We start from the raw sequence: 15,143 nt of genomic DNA, 5'->3' as shown, positions 1-15,143 counted from the left end.
TGAAAACCCCGCAAGATCAAGGGTTTATCACTCCAACGTCTTCATCGTAGGGAACAACAGCACATCTCTAATAGCCGGTGAGTTAGTCAGCAGCATAACAAGTCTGTCTATGCCGTAACCAATTCCGCCTGTAGGTGGCATACCTATCTCCAAAGCTCTCAGGAAGTCCTCGTCTGTGTGGTTTGCTTCCTCGTCACCCTGCTTCAATGCCTCTTCCTGCGCTGCAAATCTCTCACGCTGATCTATCGGATCGTTCAGCTCTGAGTATGCGTTGCACATCTCTCTGCCTGTGATGAAAAGCTCAAATCTCTCTACATAATCAGGATTTTCAGGCTTCTTCTTTGTAAGTGGAGAAATCTCGATAGGGTGATCCATTATGAATGTAGGTTGAATAAGATGCTCCTCAACATATTCCTCAAAGAACAGGTTGAGTATGTCGCCCCTCTTGTGCCTTGCTTCGTATTCAATGTGATGCTCGTCTGCAAGTGCCTTTGCCTCTTCTGTTGTGGCTACCTGTGAGAAATCAACACCAGAATACTTCTTTACTGCGTCGATCATTGTCATTCTCTCAAAAGGCTTGCCAAGGTCGATCATTACGTCACCATATGGTACGCAAGTTGTGCCGCATACCTCCTGTGCAACGTGCCTGAACATATTCTCTGTGAGATCCATCATGCCGTAGTAATCTGTGTATGCCTGATAAAGCTCCATAAGAGTGAACTCAGGATTGTGTCTTGCGTCAACACCCTCGTTTCTGAATACTCTGCCTATCTCGTATACTCTTTCAAGTCCGCCGACAATAAGTCTTTTCAGATAAAGCTCCAGAGAAATTCTAAGCTTAACGTCCTCGTCAAGTGCGTTGTAGTGTGTCTCAAATGGTCTTGCGGCAGCTCCGCCTGCGTTAGATACCAGCATTGGAGTTTCAACTTCCATGAAGCCCTGTCCGTCAAGATATCTTCTGATAGATGAGATTATCTGCGACCTCTTTATAAATGTATCCTTTACCTCAGGATTGCATATAAGGTCTGTGTATCTCTGTCTGTATCTAGTGTCCTGATCCTTCAGACCATGCCACTTCTCAGGCAACGGCAGAAGCGACTTTGAAAGCAGTACGAACTTCTGAGCGTGAATTGATATCTCACCCATTTTTGTTCTGAATACAAAGCCCTCAATGCCAACGATATCACCGATATCGCCCTTCTTGTAATCGTCAAATTCTTCCTTGCCGATCTCGTTCATTCTCAGATAGACCTGAACCTTGTCGCTCTTATCTCTCAGATCGAAAAAGCTTGCCTTGCCCATAAGACGTCTTGACATTACTCTGCCTGCAACGCTTACTGTTATGCGGTTTGCCTCGAGAAGCTCCTTGAGCTTTTCTTCGTCTTCGCCTGCCTGCTCCTTAAGCTCAGCCTCAAGCTTTTCATACTGTGCTTTAGCCTCGGCACAGCTTGCCGTAACGTCATACTTTGTTATCTCAAATGGATTCTTGCCCTTGGCTTTCAGCTCTTCAAGCTTGTCCATTCTTATCTTCTTTAAGCTGTTTATGTCCTCCTGAGTAAGCTCTTCCTCAGGAGCGTTTGTGCGGTTTTCCTCGCTCATTTATATTTTCCTTTCCGTGTGTTTTGTAAGTGGTCTGTTACTTTGAAATGTCGATGACCTCGAATTTCAGCAGACCGGCAGGTGTTTCAGCCTCGAAAATGTCGCCTACCTTGTGCTTGAGTGCAGCCTTGCCTATAGGTGACTCGTCAGAGATCTTGCCGTTGTCAGGGTCAGACTCAGTTGAACCTACTATCTGAAGATCCTCAATCTCGTCAAGCTCGATATCCTTTATCTTGATGATAGAGCCTACGCCTATCTCGTTTACAGAAATATCATCGTCCTCAACGACAGTTGCGTTTGAAATGAGAAGCTCTAACTCATTGATCTTTGATTCAAGGATAGCCTGCTCGTTCTTAGCCTCGTCGTACTCAGCATTCTCGGAAAGGTCTCCGAAAGAACGTGCTTCTTTAAGCTTCTGAGCAACTTCACGTCTTTTTACTGTAATAAGGTATTCAAGTTCCTCCTGCAATTTAGCATAACCTGCTTTTGAAACAGTCTTAGAAATAGCTGCCATAATTAAACACTCCTATATCAATATAATTTTATACGGGTACTATCAACTTAATATTATACACGATTTGCCCTCTTTTGTCAAGGTCGGAAGCCGTCGCAAACGGGCTTTTTTGCACCTTTGGACAGTCTGCACGATTTTACATTTTGCACAAATTTTCACCTCTGACAGCGTGTTAGGATATTGAAAATAATAATAGTATGATTTATAATTATCTTATGATAAAACAAGTTATGAAAAAAACATAGGAGGAAATTTTCATGCCAAACCCCATTTTGCCTGCATGGGAGTATATCCCTGACGGCGAGCCGAGAGTTTTCGGCGACAGAGTTTATCTTTATGGCTCACATGACAGAGCCGCTCAAAGCGACTTTTGCGACTATAAACTGAAAGTCTGGTCTGCACCACTTGATGACCTTAACAATTGGGTCTGCCACGGACACAGCTTCCATACCCGTGATGACCGTGACCATAAGTCCGATACCGAGGGAATGACCGACCGCAAGCTGTTCGCTCCGGACGTTATAGAAAAAGACGGCAGGTATTATCTCTATGCCTATATAGTCGGCTCAAAGGGCGTTGTTGGCGTGTCCGATAAGCCCGAAGGTCCTTTCAAGCTCCTTTCCCAGTATAAATATGACCCTGAGGACGCAGGCGATGACGGCATTTATAATGATGCAGGCGTGCTTGTTGATGATGACGGCAGAGTGTATATTTATTACGGCTTCACAGAATCTAACTTCAACGAGATAGACCCTGCGGATATGTATACCATTAAAAAGGGAAGTTACAAAAGAGCGGTCATTGATGACAGCGACAACGCACCGCAGGAACAGCGCTTCTTCGAGGCAAGCTCCCCAAGGAAAATCGGAGATACATACTATCTTATATATTCCCCATGTGTAGGAAGCAGGCTTGCCTATGCAACCTCAGATAAGCCACAAGGTCCGTTCAAATATCGTGGATATATAATAGACAACGGCGTTGACTATCCGGGTGGAAATGACCACGGCTCAGTGTGCAATATAAATGGTCAGTGGTATATTTTCTATCACAGAATGACAAACAATACCATAATGTCAAGACGTGCCTGCGTTGAGAAAATAGAGATTCTCCCTGACGGAACGATACCGACAGTGGAAATGACCTCGCTTGGCTTTGAAGACAGCCTTGACCCTTTCAAGCCTTATCCTGCGGATATAGCCTGCGTGCTGAAAGGCGGTTGTTTTATCACCGAAAAGGATATCTTTACAAGAAGTATCGTGAACATCACCGAGGGTAATGTTATAGGCTATAAGTATTTTGATTTTGGCGAGGACTTTTCCTCAAAGACCATGAAGATAGCCCTGAAAGTCAGGGGCATGGGAACAGTCGCAAAGGTGGCGATCTATGCTGATGACTATGAGAACAGCGAGCCTGTAGGCTATGTTGATATTGGCACAGGCGACGGAGTTTACACAGGAGTAATCAAGTCACTCACAGGCAGACATTCTATCTATTTTGTGCCTACAGCTTTTTCAGATGAGCTTGCCGATTGGATAGCAGATTATTTCAAAAACAAGCCGCTTTTTGAACTTGAAGAATTTGTATTTATGAAATAGGAGGAAATGACATGGAAAAGTTTAGGCTTATCCCGCTTCTTACTGCGGCGGTCATGGACTGTACTGCACTGCTTGCAGGCTGTGGAAAGGGAAGTGACAGCTCTTCAAAGGCAGAGGAGGGCGCAAAGACCTCTGATGACGGAAGTATAAACAAAGACCTTACCGCAACCGAGCTTGCAAGACTTCTGGGCAACGGCACAAACCTTGGAAACACCATGGAAGCCTACGGCCACAAAAGCTATTCCGCAGACACCGACCCTGAAAGCTTTGAAACTTTCTGGGGTCAGCCTGTCACAACGGAAGAAATGATAAAGGGCATGAAAGCAAGCGGCTTTGACTCTCTCCGTGTGCCTGTGGCATGGACAAACGCAATGGAGTATGAAAAAGGCGATTACACCATAAATGAAGCCTATCTCGACAGAGTGGAGGAGATAATAAACTACGCTTTGGATAATGATATGTATGTTATCATAAACGACCACTGGGACGGAAGCTGGTGGGGAATGTTCGGTTCTTCAGAGCAGAGCGACGTTGACAAGGCGTTTGAAATGTATAAGTCCATGTGGACGCAGATAGCGAACAGATATAAAAAATACTCCGACAGACTTATATTTGAGGGTGCAAACGAAGAGCTTGGTGACAGACTCAATGACACAGACGTGTGCAAAAACTCAGGCTCGCTTTCAAAAGCCGAGTGCTATGAAATGGCCAACAAGATAAATCAGACCTTTGTTGACACTGTTCGTGCAACAGGCGGAAACAACGAACAGCGTTTTCTTCTTATCGCAGGCTACAATACCGATATCACAATGACCTGCTCAAACAAGTTCCAGATGCCAACTGATACCGCAAAGGATAAGCTTCTGCTTTCTGTTCATTATTATACCCCATGGGATTATTGCGGAACAAAGGGTCGCTCAGATTGGGGAACAAAGACAGACTATGAGGAGCAGAACAGACTTTTCAAGAACATGACAAAGTATTCCGAGCAGGGCTATGGCATAATAATAGGCGAGTATGCAGTGCTTACAAACGGCGGTGACCTAAAGAAAGGCACTGACAAGTTTATTGACAACCTCCTTGACAACTGTGACGCCTACGGCTTTGCACCATTCCTTTGGGATTGCAGTGATTTCTTCTCACGTTCAGAACTTAAAATGCGTGATGAAACTGTGGCAAAGATATTTGATGAAAGACGCCGTGATAACCAGTCCTCGATGACAGTGGAGGAGGAAAGAGCCACTGCTGTAAAGAAGCTTGATGAAACTCTTGCGGCTGCACCTGAAAAGCTAACAGATGATACCGCACCGCAGGCTGACGAGAACACAGCGGTGGCATGGATAATGTATCAGAGTGCAGATTTTTCCGTATGCTACAGCGTTGGTGACGAGTATGATCCGGTTTCAAAGAGCGACGGAGTTATCGCAGAAAACGCAGTTATAGACGGTGAGGGAACTTACACAGTAAGCCTTGATATGTCATCAAACAACGCCAACGGCATTGCATTCTCGGCTTTGGGTATCGCAAACGGTGAGAAGCTTTATCCGAACTATATCGCAACTATTGACGAGATAAAGATAAACGGCGAAGCTGTTGAAACCCTAGCGGAGGGCTATACGACCTCTGACGACCAGCTTTGCACAAGAGTGAATCTTGTGAACCAGTGGGTATCCACACCGCCTGAGGACGCAAGGATAGCAGGCGGTGACCTTTCAAAGGCTTCTCCAATAATACTTGACTATGCAGGAAAGATAAACACCCTTGAAATAACATTCACATACGCTCCTGCGGCATAGATCAGAGCATATAAAAACGGCAGTTCAGCATATGCTGTTCTGCCGTTTTGGTTTGTGAAATATCAGAACTGCGAATTTGTCCAGTCCACAATACTTTGGATAGACTTATCACGCTTGTTAATGAACGCTCTTATGCAGTCTGATGAAGCATATCCTCCATGAAGCGCTTCTTCAGCCGAGCCTGTTTCTGGGTATCTTGCAAAGAACTGCTCATAAAGAGGGGAATATATGCTCTCAAATTCTGCGAGTCTATCAAGTGCCTTTTCTTTTTCAAACGTACCCTCAGACATCTTTAAAAGCCTGTCATTGAAATCGTTCCTGAAATCTTCGTTTGACATAAGATAAGCAAAACTCAGAACCGCAGGATTTTTCGTGTCCGTGTCAAGCAGTCCCTTTGGCTTGTAGTTATCCTCTTTCATGGTGTTCGTCCATGCGTCGCCTTCACCGCTCACTCCGCCGAACTCAACGTCATAGAACATGAAACGCCATTTGCCGTCTGCATATTCGTTGGAACTGTCTGTGTTCTGAACCTTCCACATTGACCAGTTTTTGCCCGGCCAATCCCACTTGTTGTTTATCCAAACCTCGGCAAGGAAATAATCTCTCACACTGTCGGTGTCAACAAGCTTTGAGAACTCCTCATAATCTGCCTGTGCGGATAAGTCTCTGTGAGAAGCGAAGAAATCTGTAAGCTCCTTGAAGAAATATCCTTCGTCTGTTTCTCCCTCCGGAAGCTTGCCCTCGTCTAGCTTGTAGCCGCTCTGATAGGTTTCTGCGTCGCCTTTGTAGACCACCACATCGTCTTTGTTCACACCATAGTGGCTTTCAAAATAATTGTCGGAATAGTCCTCTTCCAGCACATAAAGTCCCCAGTATTCGCCATTCAGATAAACAACGCATGGTCGTGAAGCCTTTGTTGAGCCGTCAAGCTCTGTCATAAGACTCTGCCAATAGGTGTCATTGAATTTTGCTGTAAAAGCACAATTTCCACCTGCACGGAGAGTAAGCGTCTTAAAGCTGTCGATAGTTTCATCAGACGCGTTTTTCAGCCCCTCAAAGACCTCATAATTAAACTTCTTTTCACCATATTTCTTTCTGGCATAAAGCCTGAATCCCTTTTGCAGGTCGGAGCGTGAATAGTTTCCCTGTATCCTTATGCCGCAATCCTGTGACAAAGCGTTCGTCACATTTCCCTCGGCTGAAATCTCGTTAAGCTCGATGTGACAATCACGTTCCCATTCCTTGCCACGCTGTTTGTAGTTTGCGTCAAGCTGTCTTGCAGTTTCGTTTTCTATGCTTTCTCCGCTGGCTTTATAGTCCTCAAGTGCCTTGCTGAAAATATCGCCCTTGACGTATATGCCGATCTTGCTGTCGAAAAGGTCAGCGTAGTCCATTGTGATGTTCATTACCGCAAGGTCATGCCCAGCCGCTTCACAGCTTTCTTTAAGTCCTTTTATATGCTCCTCTGCGCTTCCTATGTAAAAGCTGCCTGAGAAGCTTTGCGAAACGCTTCCGTCGCTTTTTTCGCTTGACGCCCTTATAACAGTGCATTTGTCCACCGCATTGTCAGAAGGTGCCTTTTTGTTGCACCAGAAATCCCCTTCGCCAAAGCTGAACTCATTGAAATTTCCCGATATCATTTCTGTCGGCACGGCTGAAACCACATTAGGGTCATTGCTTCTGTCTTTTATCTCGATAGGGGCAGTGTATTCTTCTCTTGTGGCAGAGGTCCTAGGGTCTGTGCCGTCAGTGGTGTAGTATATCTTCTCGCCCTCGTTTGCGGTAAGCTCAAGGCTGAAACCGCTGTCATAAAAGCCGCTTTCCTGCGAAAAACCTATCACGCTGTCATTGAGGTCAAATTCAGGCTTGTCTGTTTCAGGCTCGGTGGTGGTATTATCATAGTCTGAAACACTGCTGTCCGTTTTGCCGGAGCTTTCAGCCGCTTTTGATGAAGCCTGTGAACCGTCCACACCCTTTGAACAGCCTGACAGCATAAGCACTGCGGCCATAAGGCATAATATTTTTCTTGCGTTCATATATTTCCTGCTTTCTGTTTTATGTAAACGTTTTACTTTGCACATATGATTGTACCATAACAAAGTCCTGGAAGCAATAGAAACGCTCCATTTTCGGCATTTGCAACTGTTTGAAGCCCGTTTGTTTGTCTATTATGGATATAAAAAGCGACATAAAAAAGCGTCGGATAAACTACCCGACGCCGTGTGTATTGTATTTTAAATTATTGTTTGTTTTTATTGTAGATTATCATAAGCCCTTTGAGCAGAAGCTCATCGTCAATGACTATGTCACGCTTGCAGTAAGGAACTATTATCTTTGCCACGCCGCCTGTGGAAACCACAGTGCATTTTTCACCAAGCTCGTTTTCTATCCTCTCTATAACTCCGTCAATGCTTGCGGCGTTGCTATGGATTATACCGCTCTTCATACAGTCGATAGTATTAGTGCCTATGACCTTTTTAGGCGGTACAAGGCTGATGAAAGGAAGCTGTGAAGCCTTGCCCGAAAGCGAGTCGAGGGAAGTTCTAAGTCCCGGTATTATCATTCCGCCTATGAAATTCTTTTCCTTGTCTATTACTGATATGGTAGTAGCAGTGCCCATATCTATCATTATGATAGGCACAGGGTAGAGGTTTATCGCCGCAACTGCGTCTGCAACTCTGTCGCTTCCAAGCTGTGCGGGATTGTCGAGATTTATCTTAAGTCCCGTCTTTATTCCAGGTCCTACCACCATGATGCGCTTTTTGATAAGCCTCTCCATTGCCTCTTTCATCGTGAGGGTAACAGACGGCACGACCGACGAGATTATGCCGCCCCTGAAATCTGACATATCTATAGAATGTATCTCAAGAATGTTCTTGAGCATTATGGCATATTCAAGTGCCGTGGACTGCTGATTTGTAGAAAGTCTTTCAACAAAAAGTATCCTGTCGCTTTCAAAACAGCCCATTACTATGTTAGTGTTTCCTATATCGACTGCTAAAACCATTTGTATGTTATCCTTTCGGTGAATTTATGCCTGCGCTTTGTTTTTGCTGGGTATGAACCTTGCCTTATAAAGTGCAGCACCCACTGTACCTGTAACAAATGTACATACAGCCATTTCGACCAGAGCGTTTATGCCTACAAAGGTGCAGATGAATACTATGATATTCTTTCCGCCCATAAGCTCTTTTACATAATCGGTGTTGCCGAAAAGCAAAACAAGTGCGCTCATAAAGAACGCAGTGTTCAAAAACGCAGTAAAAAAGCCCGTAACAGCATATGAAACATAATTGTTTGTTACCTTGCTCATGCCTTTTGCAATAAATCCTACGATAATGCCGTCAAGAAGTCTTGGTACAAATCGCTGAACGAAAGCCAGGACCGGATCGATCGCAACAAGTGCTGCACCCATTCCGCTTGGCACGCCTATTCCGAAACACTGCAAAAAGCTGAGCAGTCCGAAAACTCCTCCAATGACTGCACTTCCCACAGGGCCTACCGTTACAGCCGCTATGGCAATAGGAATTACGTTGAGAGTAATTACCAGCGGTCCGATAGGTATAGAACCGATAGGAGTGAACGAGAAGATCATTGTGAGAGCTGTCATCAATCCCAGTATCACCAATGATTTTGTGTTGACCTTTGTTTTCATATTAAATTTCCTCCTTGTTATTATTCCTCCATCATGGGAGGATACAATACAATACCAATATATTATAGCATATTTTTTCGCATATTTCAATAGCTTAAGCAAATTTTTTATGAATTTTTTTATCTTCATAAACAGGAATATTTCTACACTCACAAATGTATAATTTATTAACAAAAGAAAACGAAATAAGCACTGCAAAATTCCATATAGTGCAAACAAAATCGTGATTTTTCATGTAATTGTGATATTTTTTTCACCTATTTTACACATTCATATGTACATTTAGCTGTATGCACATACTTATATATGCTATGTAAAAGTTAATAATTAATAGAATATTCATAGATTATGTTAGAATAGTTCATTGACATTTTGTATAATTAAAATCAAGCAAAGAGAGAATTTGTGTGAGATTTACACAAACCTCTTTGAACACATTATTACATTACATATAGGAGGAATTAGAAATGAGATTTACATTACCAAGAGACCTTTATCACGGCAAGGGAGCATTGGAGAACCTGAAAACACTGAAAGGTAAGAAAGCTATCATCGTAGTCGGCGGCGGCTCAATGAAGAGAAACGGTTTTCTCCAGAAAGCAGAAGCTTATCTGAAAGAGGCCGGTATGGAAGTTAAGCTTCTTGAGGGCGTAGAGCCAGACCCTTCTGTAACAACAGTTATGAACGGTGCAAAGGTCATGCTCGAATTTGAGCCTGATTGGATCGTAGCAATGGGCGGCGGCTCACCTATCGACGCTGCAAAGGCTATGTGGATCAAGTATGAGTATCCTGACTGCACATTTGAAGATATGTGTAAGGTATTCGGTATCCCTGAGCTGAGAAAGAAAGCACACTTCTGTGCAATTTCTTCAACATCAGGTACAGCTACTGAGGTAACAGCATTCTCTATCATCACAGATTATGACAAGGGTATCAAGTATCCTATCGCTGACTTTGAGATCACACCAGATGTAGCTATCGTTGACCCTGACCTTGCAGAAACAATGCCACAGAAGCTGACAGCTCATACAGGTATGGACGCTCTGACACACGCTATCGAAGCTTATGTTTCAACAGCAAACTGTGCATATACAGATCCGCTTGCTATCCACGCTATCGAAATGATCCAGAAGGATCTCATTGATTCTTACAACGGCAATATGGGCGCAAGAGATAGAATGCACGACGCTCAGTGTCTTGCAGGTATGGCATTCTCAAACGCTCTGCTTGGTATCGTTCACTCAATGGCTCATAAGACAGGCGCAGCTTTCGCTGACTATGGCGCACACATTATCCACGGCGCAGCTAATGCAATGTATCTGCCAAAGGTAATCGCATTCAATGCTAAGGACGAAACAGCTAAGAAGAGATATGGCGTTATCGCTGATTATATGCACCTGGGCGGTTCAAACGATGACGAGAAGGTAAAGCTCCTCATCGAGTATGTAAGAGGCATGAATGATAAGCTCAACATTCCTCACTGCATCAAGAACTATGGTACAGACAGCTATCCATGTGAGCAGGGATTCGTTCCTGAGAACGTATTCCTTGAGAGACTCCCTGAGATCGCTAAGAACGCTATCGCAGACGCTTGCACAGGTTCTAACCCACGTCAGCCTTCACAGGAAGAAATGGAAAAGCTCCTCAAGTGCTGCTACTACGATACAGAAGTTGATTTCTAATTCTCCAGATTATAGAACAGAGAGCGTCCCGAACTTGTTTCGGGGCGTTTTCTGCTTTTTTGTGTATTTCGCTTAAAAACGCTTGATTTTTGCTAGGTTTTATGTTATAATTTTAGTAGACTTGGGAATTTTTATTATATAAGCAGGGGAGAGTGTTTATTTTGCAGGATATGGACTATTATTTTTCTCATTTTCCTGTGCTGGAAACAGAAAGACTCATACTCAGGGCGAAGACCGCTACTGACGCAGAGGATATGAAAACATATATGGCTGACGAGAGCCTTTACAAATATTGGGGAAGAAACATGACAAGGCAGGAAAGAGAGCCATCACTTTTTTTCGGACGCACTCTTAACAACGGCAAAAAGGATCATATAAGCTGGGGGATAGAGCTAAAGAAAAATCATAGGTTGGCAGGGGAGGTAAATCTCTTCAATATCGAGAATGACAGACAGGCAATGATAGGCTATCGAATCTCGGCGGCGTATCAGAACATGGGCTTTGTCACCGAGGCTCTCAGGCGTGTGATCAGATTTTGCTTTGAGGAAACAGGCATTCAAAGGCTTGAAGCTGAGGTCATGACGGTGAACGTGGCTTCAAACAGAGTAATGGAAAAATGCGGCTTTACCTGTGAGGGAACAAAGCGTCAGGCAAAGTTTGTGAACATCTATACAGATTTCAACATCTATGGGCTTCTCAGAAGCGATATTATGGGAGAGCATGCGGCTTCTACATAAGACAGAAAAATAACGGGCGGAAGATTTGGTCTTCCGTCCGTTTTGTGTTGTTCTGTATCAGCTTATCAGCCTATAGCTTTGAACGCTTCTCTTATTGAGCGCACACCGATTATTTTCATTGAGAACTTGCTTGTGTCAACGCTTTTCAGCGAATGTGCAGGAACGATACAAGTTTCAAAGCCCATTCGTTCGCACTCCGCAAGGCGCTGTTCACAGTGGGAAATGCTCCTAAGCTCTCCACCTAAGCCTATCTCGCCAAGGGCGATAAGCTTGTCGCTTATAACCTTGTCTGTCAGCCCCGAATAAAGCGCCAACGCCACCGATAGGTCAGCCGCAGTGTCATCAAGCTTTAATCCGCCTACAATGTTGATGTAAACGTCCAGCCCACCGAAAAAATAGCCAAGCCGCTTTTCAAGCACAGCTATTATTATCGCCATTCTGTAGTAGTCAAAGCCCGTGGCAGTACGTCTTGGGGAGGCAAGCACGCTCTTGCACACAAGTGCCTGAACTTCCGCCATAACAGGCCTTGTGCCCTCCATTATGCAGGCAACGCAAGTTCCCGAAGCGTCTGTCGGTCTGCCCTCCAAAAACATCATAGAGGGATTTTCAACTTCCAGCAGACCGCTGTCAGCCATTTCAAACATACCTATCTCATTCGTTGAGCCAAAACGGTTTTTTATGGCTCGCAGTATCCTGTAGGTGAGATTTCGCTGGCCCTCAAAATACAGCACGCAGTCAACAATGTGTTCCATGACCTTTGGTCCTGCGATAGCACCGTCCTTGTTGACGTGACCTACTATGAACATTGGTATCTCTTCTGACTTTGCCGTCCGCATGAACATATTTGTACATTCTCTTACCTGCGTCACAGACCCCTGCGCTGAGGATATTCCGCTTATGTTCATGGTCTGGATAGAGTCGATTATGACTATCTCAGGCTTTTCTTTTACTATCACAGAGCATATCTGCTCGCAGTCATTGTCTGCAAGAAGATACAGATTTTCAGAATCAACATGAAGCCTGTTTGCACGAAGCTTTATTTGCCGTACAGACTCCTCTCCAGATACATAAAGTATGGTGTGGTCTTGCCCTAAATACTGACATATCTGCAAAAGCATTGTGGATTTTCCTATGCCCGGTTCACCGCCCAGAAGCACCAGAGAGCCTTTCACAAGCCCTCCTCCAAGCACTCTGTCAAGCTCTTTCAGCCCCGTTGCATAACGTATCTCGTTGTAGCTTGCGTCAACACCGCCTATGCCAACTATCTTGTCGGAAATATCCCTGACAGTCGTGGGCTTAGACTTTGCACCGCCCGCCCTGACTGCAAGCTCGACCTCCTCAAAGGTGTTCCATTCGCCGCAGTTAGGGCATTTGCCGTTCCATTTTGAAGTTTCATATCCGCATTGACTGCACACATACGAAGTTTTCACCTTTGCCATATGGACGTTCCTTTCTTCATATTTATCTGATGATTTGCTGATATATAAAAATGCTGCGCCGATTTGTGTAGGGGCTGGAGCCCCCCACAGCCCGTTTATGTTGCGGTGATCGCTCGTGCAAAGCGCTGAAATTACTTGCCCTCAAGACCCTTGAGAGCCTTTATCTCGTCACGGTCGAGCCTTATAACAGAATCCTTTATTACCTCAATATCGTCTTTCTTCACCACAACAACATTGTCGTTTTTATCCATTTTAACTCTCAGCTTGCCTGTGAGCAGATTTACTTCCTCAACAACGCCCTTTCCGTCAGCCGTTTTTACGATAGCGCCCACCTTTGGTGTGTGCTTGAGAAGATCCTCATAGCTGTCCTGCTCGTATTTCAGACAGCACATAAGTCTTCCGCAAGTGCCTGAGATCTTTGTAGGGTTAAGTGACAAGCCCTGCTCCTTAGCCATTTTAATAGAAACAGGCTGGAACTCTCCCAAAAATCTTGAACAGCAGAAAGGCTGTCCGCAGATGCCAAGACCACCAAGCATTTTTGCCTCGTCACGAACGCCTATCTGACGAAGCTCTATCCTCGTTCTGAATACCGCGGCAAGGTCTTTTACAAGCTCACGGAAGTCAACTCTGCTCTCGGCGGTAAAATAGAAAAGAAGCTTGTTGTTGTCAAAAGTACATTCAACGTCGATAAGATTCATTTTCAGCTTGTGAGCGGCTATCTTCTGCTCGCATATCTTGAAAGCGTCCTTTTCCTTTTGTCTGTTTTTTTCGATTGTTTTCATATCGTTAGGGGTGGCAAGCCTTATAATGCCTTTTACGGGGTTTGTGAATCTTGTTTCGTCTATTTCCCTGTCCACAAGCGCAACTTCACCACATTCAACGCCCCTTGCGGTCTCAACGATAACTTTGTCGCCCATTTTCACGTCATAGTCTTTTGGGTCGAAGTAGTATATCTTGCCAACGCTTTTAAAGCGTACTCCGATTATTTTTAACATCTCTTTTTCCTTTCAAATATATATCACGGCAAGACCGCTGTGCCAGATCTGTATCCAAGCGGGTGAACTGTTCACCCTGCAATTTTTTGTAACACAGCCGCAAGCCGTCAGCTACTTTCCTGTGACAGAATATATCTGTCCTGCCAGACTGTTTATAGTCAGGCTTATGTTGCAGTTTGCGTCTATCCTGCCTATGTAGTCAGAAACTATATCGTAAAGCCTGACCGCCTGATCTGAGGAAAGGCTTCTGCTGAGCGTCTTTGCACCCTCTTTCGCACAGCTCACAGACTTTTCACTTTCTCCCCCGAGTCTGAATGCCGCACTGTCACGGAGTATCTCCTGAAAAAGGCTCAGCCCCTCTCTCAGCAACGTTTTTTTGCCGTCTGCCACAAATAGCGTTTTCAAAACGTCATATTCGTTTCCGCCGCACATTGCGTCGCACAGACCTCTTGCAAGCTTCACGCTGTCAAAAAACTGGGAGTGTTCAAGATACTCGACACATCTGCCGATATTTCCACGCCCTGCTGAAACAGCTTCGCTTATGAGCGCAGGGGCAACGGCAGGATATTTCTCCTGCAAACACGCCATGCTCTCCGCCTCCGTGACAGAGGTCATGCCAAGGGAAAGCACTCGTGAGATTATGGTAGGCAGAAAAATTTCCTTGCTTCTCGCCGTAAGTATTATAGCGGTATGCTCAGGCGGTTCTTCTATGACTTTAAGCAGAATGTTCTGCACCTGAATAACAGTGTTCACCGACAAGTCAAGGTCGGGAATTATGTATACTTTCATTCTCGCCTCGTTCGGTGCAACGGGAGCTTCCGCAACTATAGGTCTGATAGAATCGTCAACGATGTAGTTGCCGTTGCTGTTTGCCTTTGCCACCATAACGTCAGGGTGAGCTCCGTCGGCTATCATTCTGCAGGTTCTGCAAACACCGCAAGGCTCGCCTGTCTGACGTTCGCACAAGAGTGCCGCCGCTATCCACCGTGCAAGGGTCTTTTTACCAAGCCCCTTTTCTCCGTGTATCATTATGGAGTGCGGCTCTCGTTTCTTTTTTATCATCTCAGATACGAGCCTGCGAGGCTCACTGTTTCCGTATATTATCAAGCCCTCAGACCCCTTTCTGAA

General features: G+C 44.8%; 12 protein-coding genes. 4 read left to right on the top strand and 8 right to left on the bottom strand.

Translation table 11 applies throughout. The annotated features are described in order from the left end of the window. Positions 1-27: 27 nt before the first annotated feature. The gene (gene lysS, locus AB5123_RS05460; protein WP_046440215.1) at positions 28-1,599 is read right to left on the bottom strand and encodes a lysine--tRNA ligase; all 1,572 of its coding nucleotides are present in this window, start codon (positions 1,597-1,599) and stop codon (positions 28-30) included. Between the two features lie 37 nt (positions 1,600-1,636). Next, entirely contained in the window at positions 1,637-2,113 is a 477-nt protein-coding gene (gene greA / locus AB5123_RS05455; RefSeq protein ID WP_022287906.1) for a transcription elongation factor GreA, read from the bottom strand. Positions 2,114-2,370: 257 nt separating this feature from the next. On the opposite strand from greA, the gene AB5123_RS05450 reads away from it, so the two are divergent. Together AB5123_RS05450 and AB5123_RS05445 are read left to right on the top strand one after the other, a co-directional pair. Continuing rightward, entirely contained in the window at positions 2,371-3,711 is a 1,341-nt protein-coding gene (locus tag AB5123_RS05450; protein WP_046440213.1) for a family 43 glycosylhydrolase, read from the top strand. Between the two features lie 11 nt (positions 3,712-3,722). Then, complete coding sequence (locus AB5123_RS05445) at positions 3,723-5,507, top strand: glycoside hydrolase family 5 protein (protein WP_368364591.1); 1,785 nt, start codon at positions 3,723-3,725, stop codon at positions 5,505-5,507. A gap of 62 nt (positions 5,508-5,569) precedes the next feature. On the opposite strand, the gene AB5123_RS05440 is transcribed toward AB5123_RS05445, so the two are convergent. The 3 genes from AB5123_RS05440 to AB5123_RS05430 form a co-directional block, all read right to left on the bottom strand. Further along, entirely contained in the window at positions 5,570-7,543 is a 1,974-nt protein-coding gene (locus AB5123_RS05440) for a CotH kinase family protein (RefSeq protein ID WP_301543523.1), read from the bottom strand. Between the two features lie 203 nt (positions 7,544-7,746). Beyond that, positions 7,747-8,514 (bottom strand): type III pantothenate kinase, encoded by a 768-nt coding sequence (locus tag AB5123_RS05435; RefSeq protein ID WP_022287902.1) that lies wholly within the window; start codon positions 8,512-8,514, stop codon positions 7,747-7,749. Positions 8,515-8,538: 24 nt separating this feature from the next. Next, positions 8,539-9,162: an ECF transporter S component gene (locus tag AB5123_RS05430; protein ID WP_038672095.1), complete on the bottom strand. Its 624-nt coding sequence runs from the start codon at positions 9,160-9,162 to the stop codon at positions 8,539-8,541. A gap of 467 nt (positions 9,163-9,629) precedes the next feature. On the opposite strand from AB5123_RS05430, the gene AB5123_RS05425 reads away from it, so the two are divergent. Beyond that, positions 9,630-10,844: an iron-containing alcohol dehydrogenase gene (locus tag AB5123_RS05425; RefSeq protein WP_038672093.1), complete on the top strand. Its 1,215-nt coding sequence runs from the start codon at positions 9,630-9,632 to the stop codon at positions 10,842-10,844. A gap of 152 nt (positions 10,845-10,996) precedes the next feature. Further along, the gene (locus AB5123_RS05420) at positions 10,997-11,581 is read left to right on the top strand and encodes a GNAT family protein (protein WP_289148174.1); all 585 of its coding nucleotides are present in this window, start codon (positions 10,997-10,999) and stop codon (positions 11,579-11,581) included. A 65-nt stretch (positions 11,582-11,646) separates the two neighbouring features. On the opposite strand, the gene radA is transcribed toward AB5123_RS05420, so the two are convergent. The 3 genes from radA to AB5123_RS05405 all read right to left on the bottom strand — a co-directional run bounded on the left by radA (position 11,647) and on the right by AB5123_RS05405 (position 15,122). Beyond that, positions 11,647-13,020 (bottom strand): DNA repair protein RadA, encoded by a 1,374-nt coding sequence (gene radA / locus AB5123_RS05415; RefSeq protein ID WP_046440208.1) that lies wholly within the window; start codon positions 13,018-13,020, stop codon positions 11,647-11,649. Between the two features lie 131 nt (positions 13,021-13,151). Continuing rightward, positions 13,152-14,015 carry a stage 0 sporulation family protein gene (locus tag AB5123_RS05410; RefSeq protein ID WP_046440206.1) on the bottom strand — a complete coding sequence of 288 codons (864 nt, stop codon included), beginning with the start codon at positions 14,013-14,015 and terminating at the stop codon, positions 13,152-13,154. A 111-nt stretch (positions 14,016-14,126) separates the two neighbouring features. Further along, positions 14,127-15,122 (bottom strand): hypothetical protein, encoded by a 996-nt coding sequence (locus AB5123_RS05405; protein ID WP_278649747.1) that lies wholly within the window; start codon positions 15,120-15,122, stop codon positions 14,127-14,129. Positions 15,123-15,143: the final 21 nt, after the last annotated feature.

Source organism: Ruminococcus sp. RTP21204st1_B2_RTP21204_210225, assembly GCF_040914135.1.
GTDB lineage: Bacteria > Bacillota > Clostridia > Oscillospirales > Ruminococcaceae > Hominimerdicola > Hominimerdicola aceti.
This window is presented reverse-complemented; position numbering and strand designations above follow the sequence as displayed.

Coding starts and splice junctions, on each gene's coding strand:
- AB5123_RS05435 (WP_022287902.1), bottom strand. CDS start 8,514: ATGGTTTTAGCAGTCGATATAGGAAACACTAACATAGTAATGGGCTGT.
- AB5123_RS05450 (WP_046440213.1), top strand. CDS start 2,371: ATGCCAAACCCCATTTTGCCTGCATGGGAGTATATCCCTGACGGCGAG.
- radA (WP_046440208.1), bottom strand. CDS start 13,020: ATGGCAAAGGTGAAAACTTCGTATGTGTGCAGTCAATGCGGATATGAA.
- greA (WP_022287906.1), bottom strand. CDS start 2,113: ATGGCAGCTATTTCTAAGACTGTTTCAAAAGCAGGTTATGCTAAATTG.
- AB5123_RS05425 (WP_038672093.1), top strand. CDS start 9,630: ATGAGATTTACATTACCAAGAGACCTTTATCACGGCAAGGGAGCATTG.
- AB5123_RS05440 (WP_301543523.1), bottom strand. CDS start 7,543: ATGAACGCAAGAAAAATATTATGCCTTATGGCCGCAGTGCTTATGCTG.
- AB5123_RS05430 (WP_038672095.1), bottom strand. CDS start 9,162: ATGAAAACAAAGGTCAACACAAAATCATTGGTGATACTGGGATTGATG.
- AB5123_RS05410 (WP_046440206.1), bottom strand. CDS start 14,015: ATGTTAAAAATAATCGGAGTACGCTTTAAAAGCGTTGGCAAGATATAC.
- lysS (WP_046440215.1), bottom strand. CDS start 1,599: ATGAGCGAGGAAAACCGCACAAACGCTCCTGAGGAAGAGCTTACTCAG.
- AB5123_RS05445 (WP_368364591.1), top strand. CDS start 3,723: ATGGAAAAGTTTAGGCTTATCCCGCTTCTTACTGCGGCGGTCATGGAC.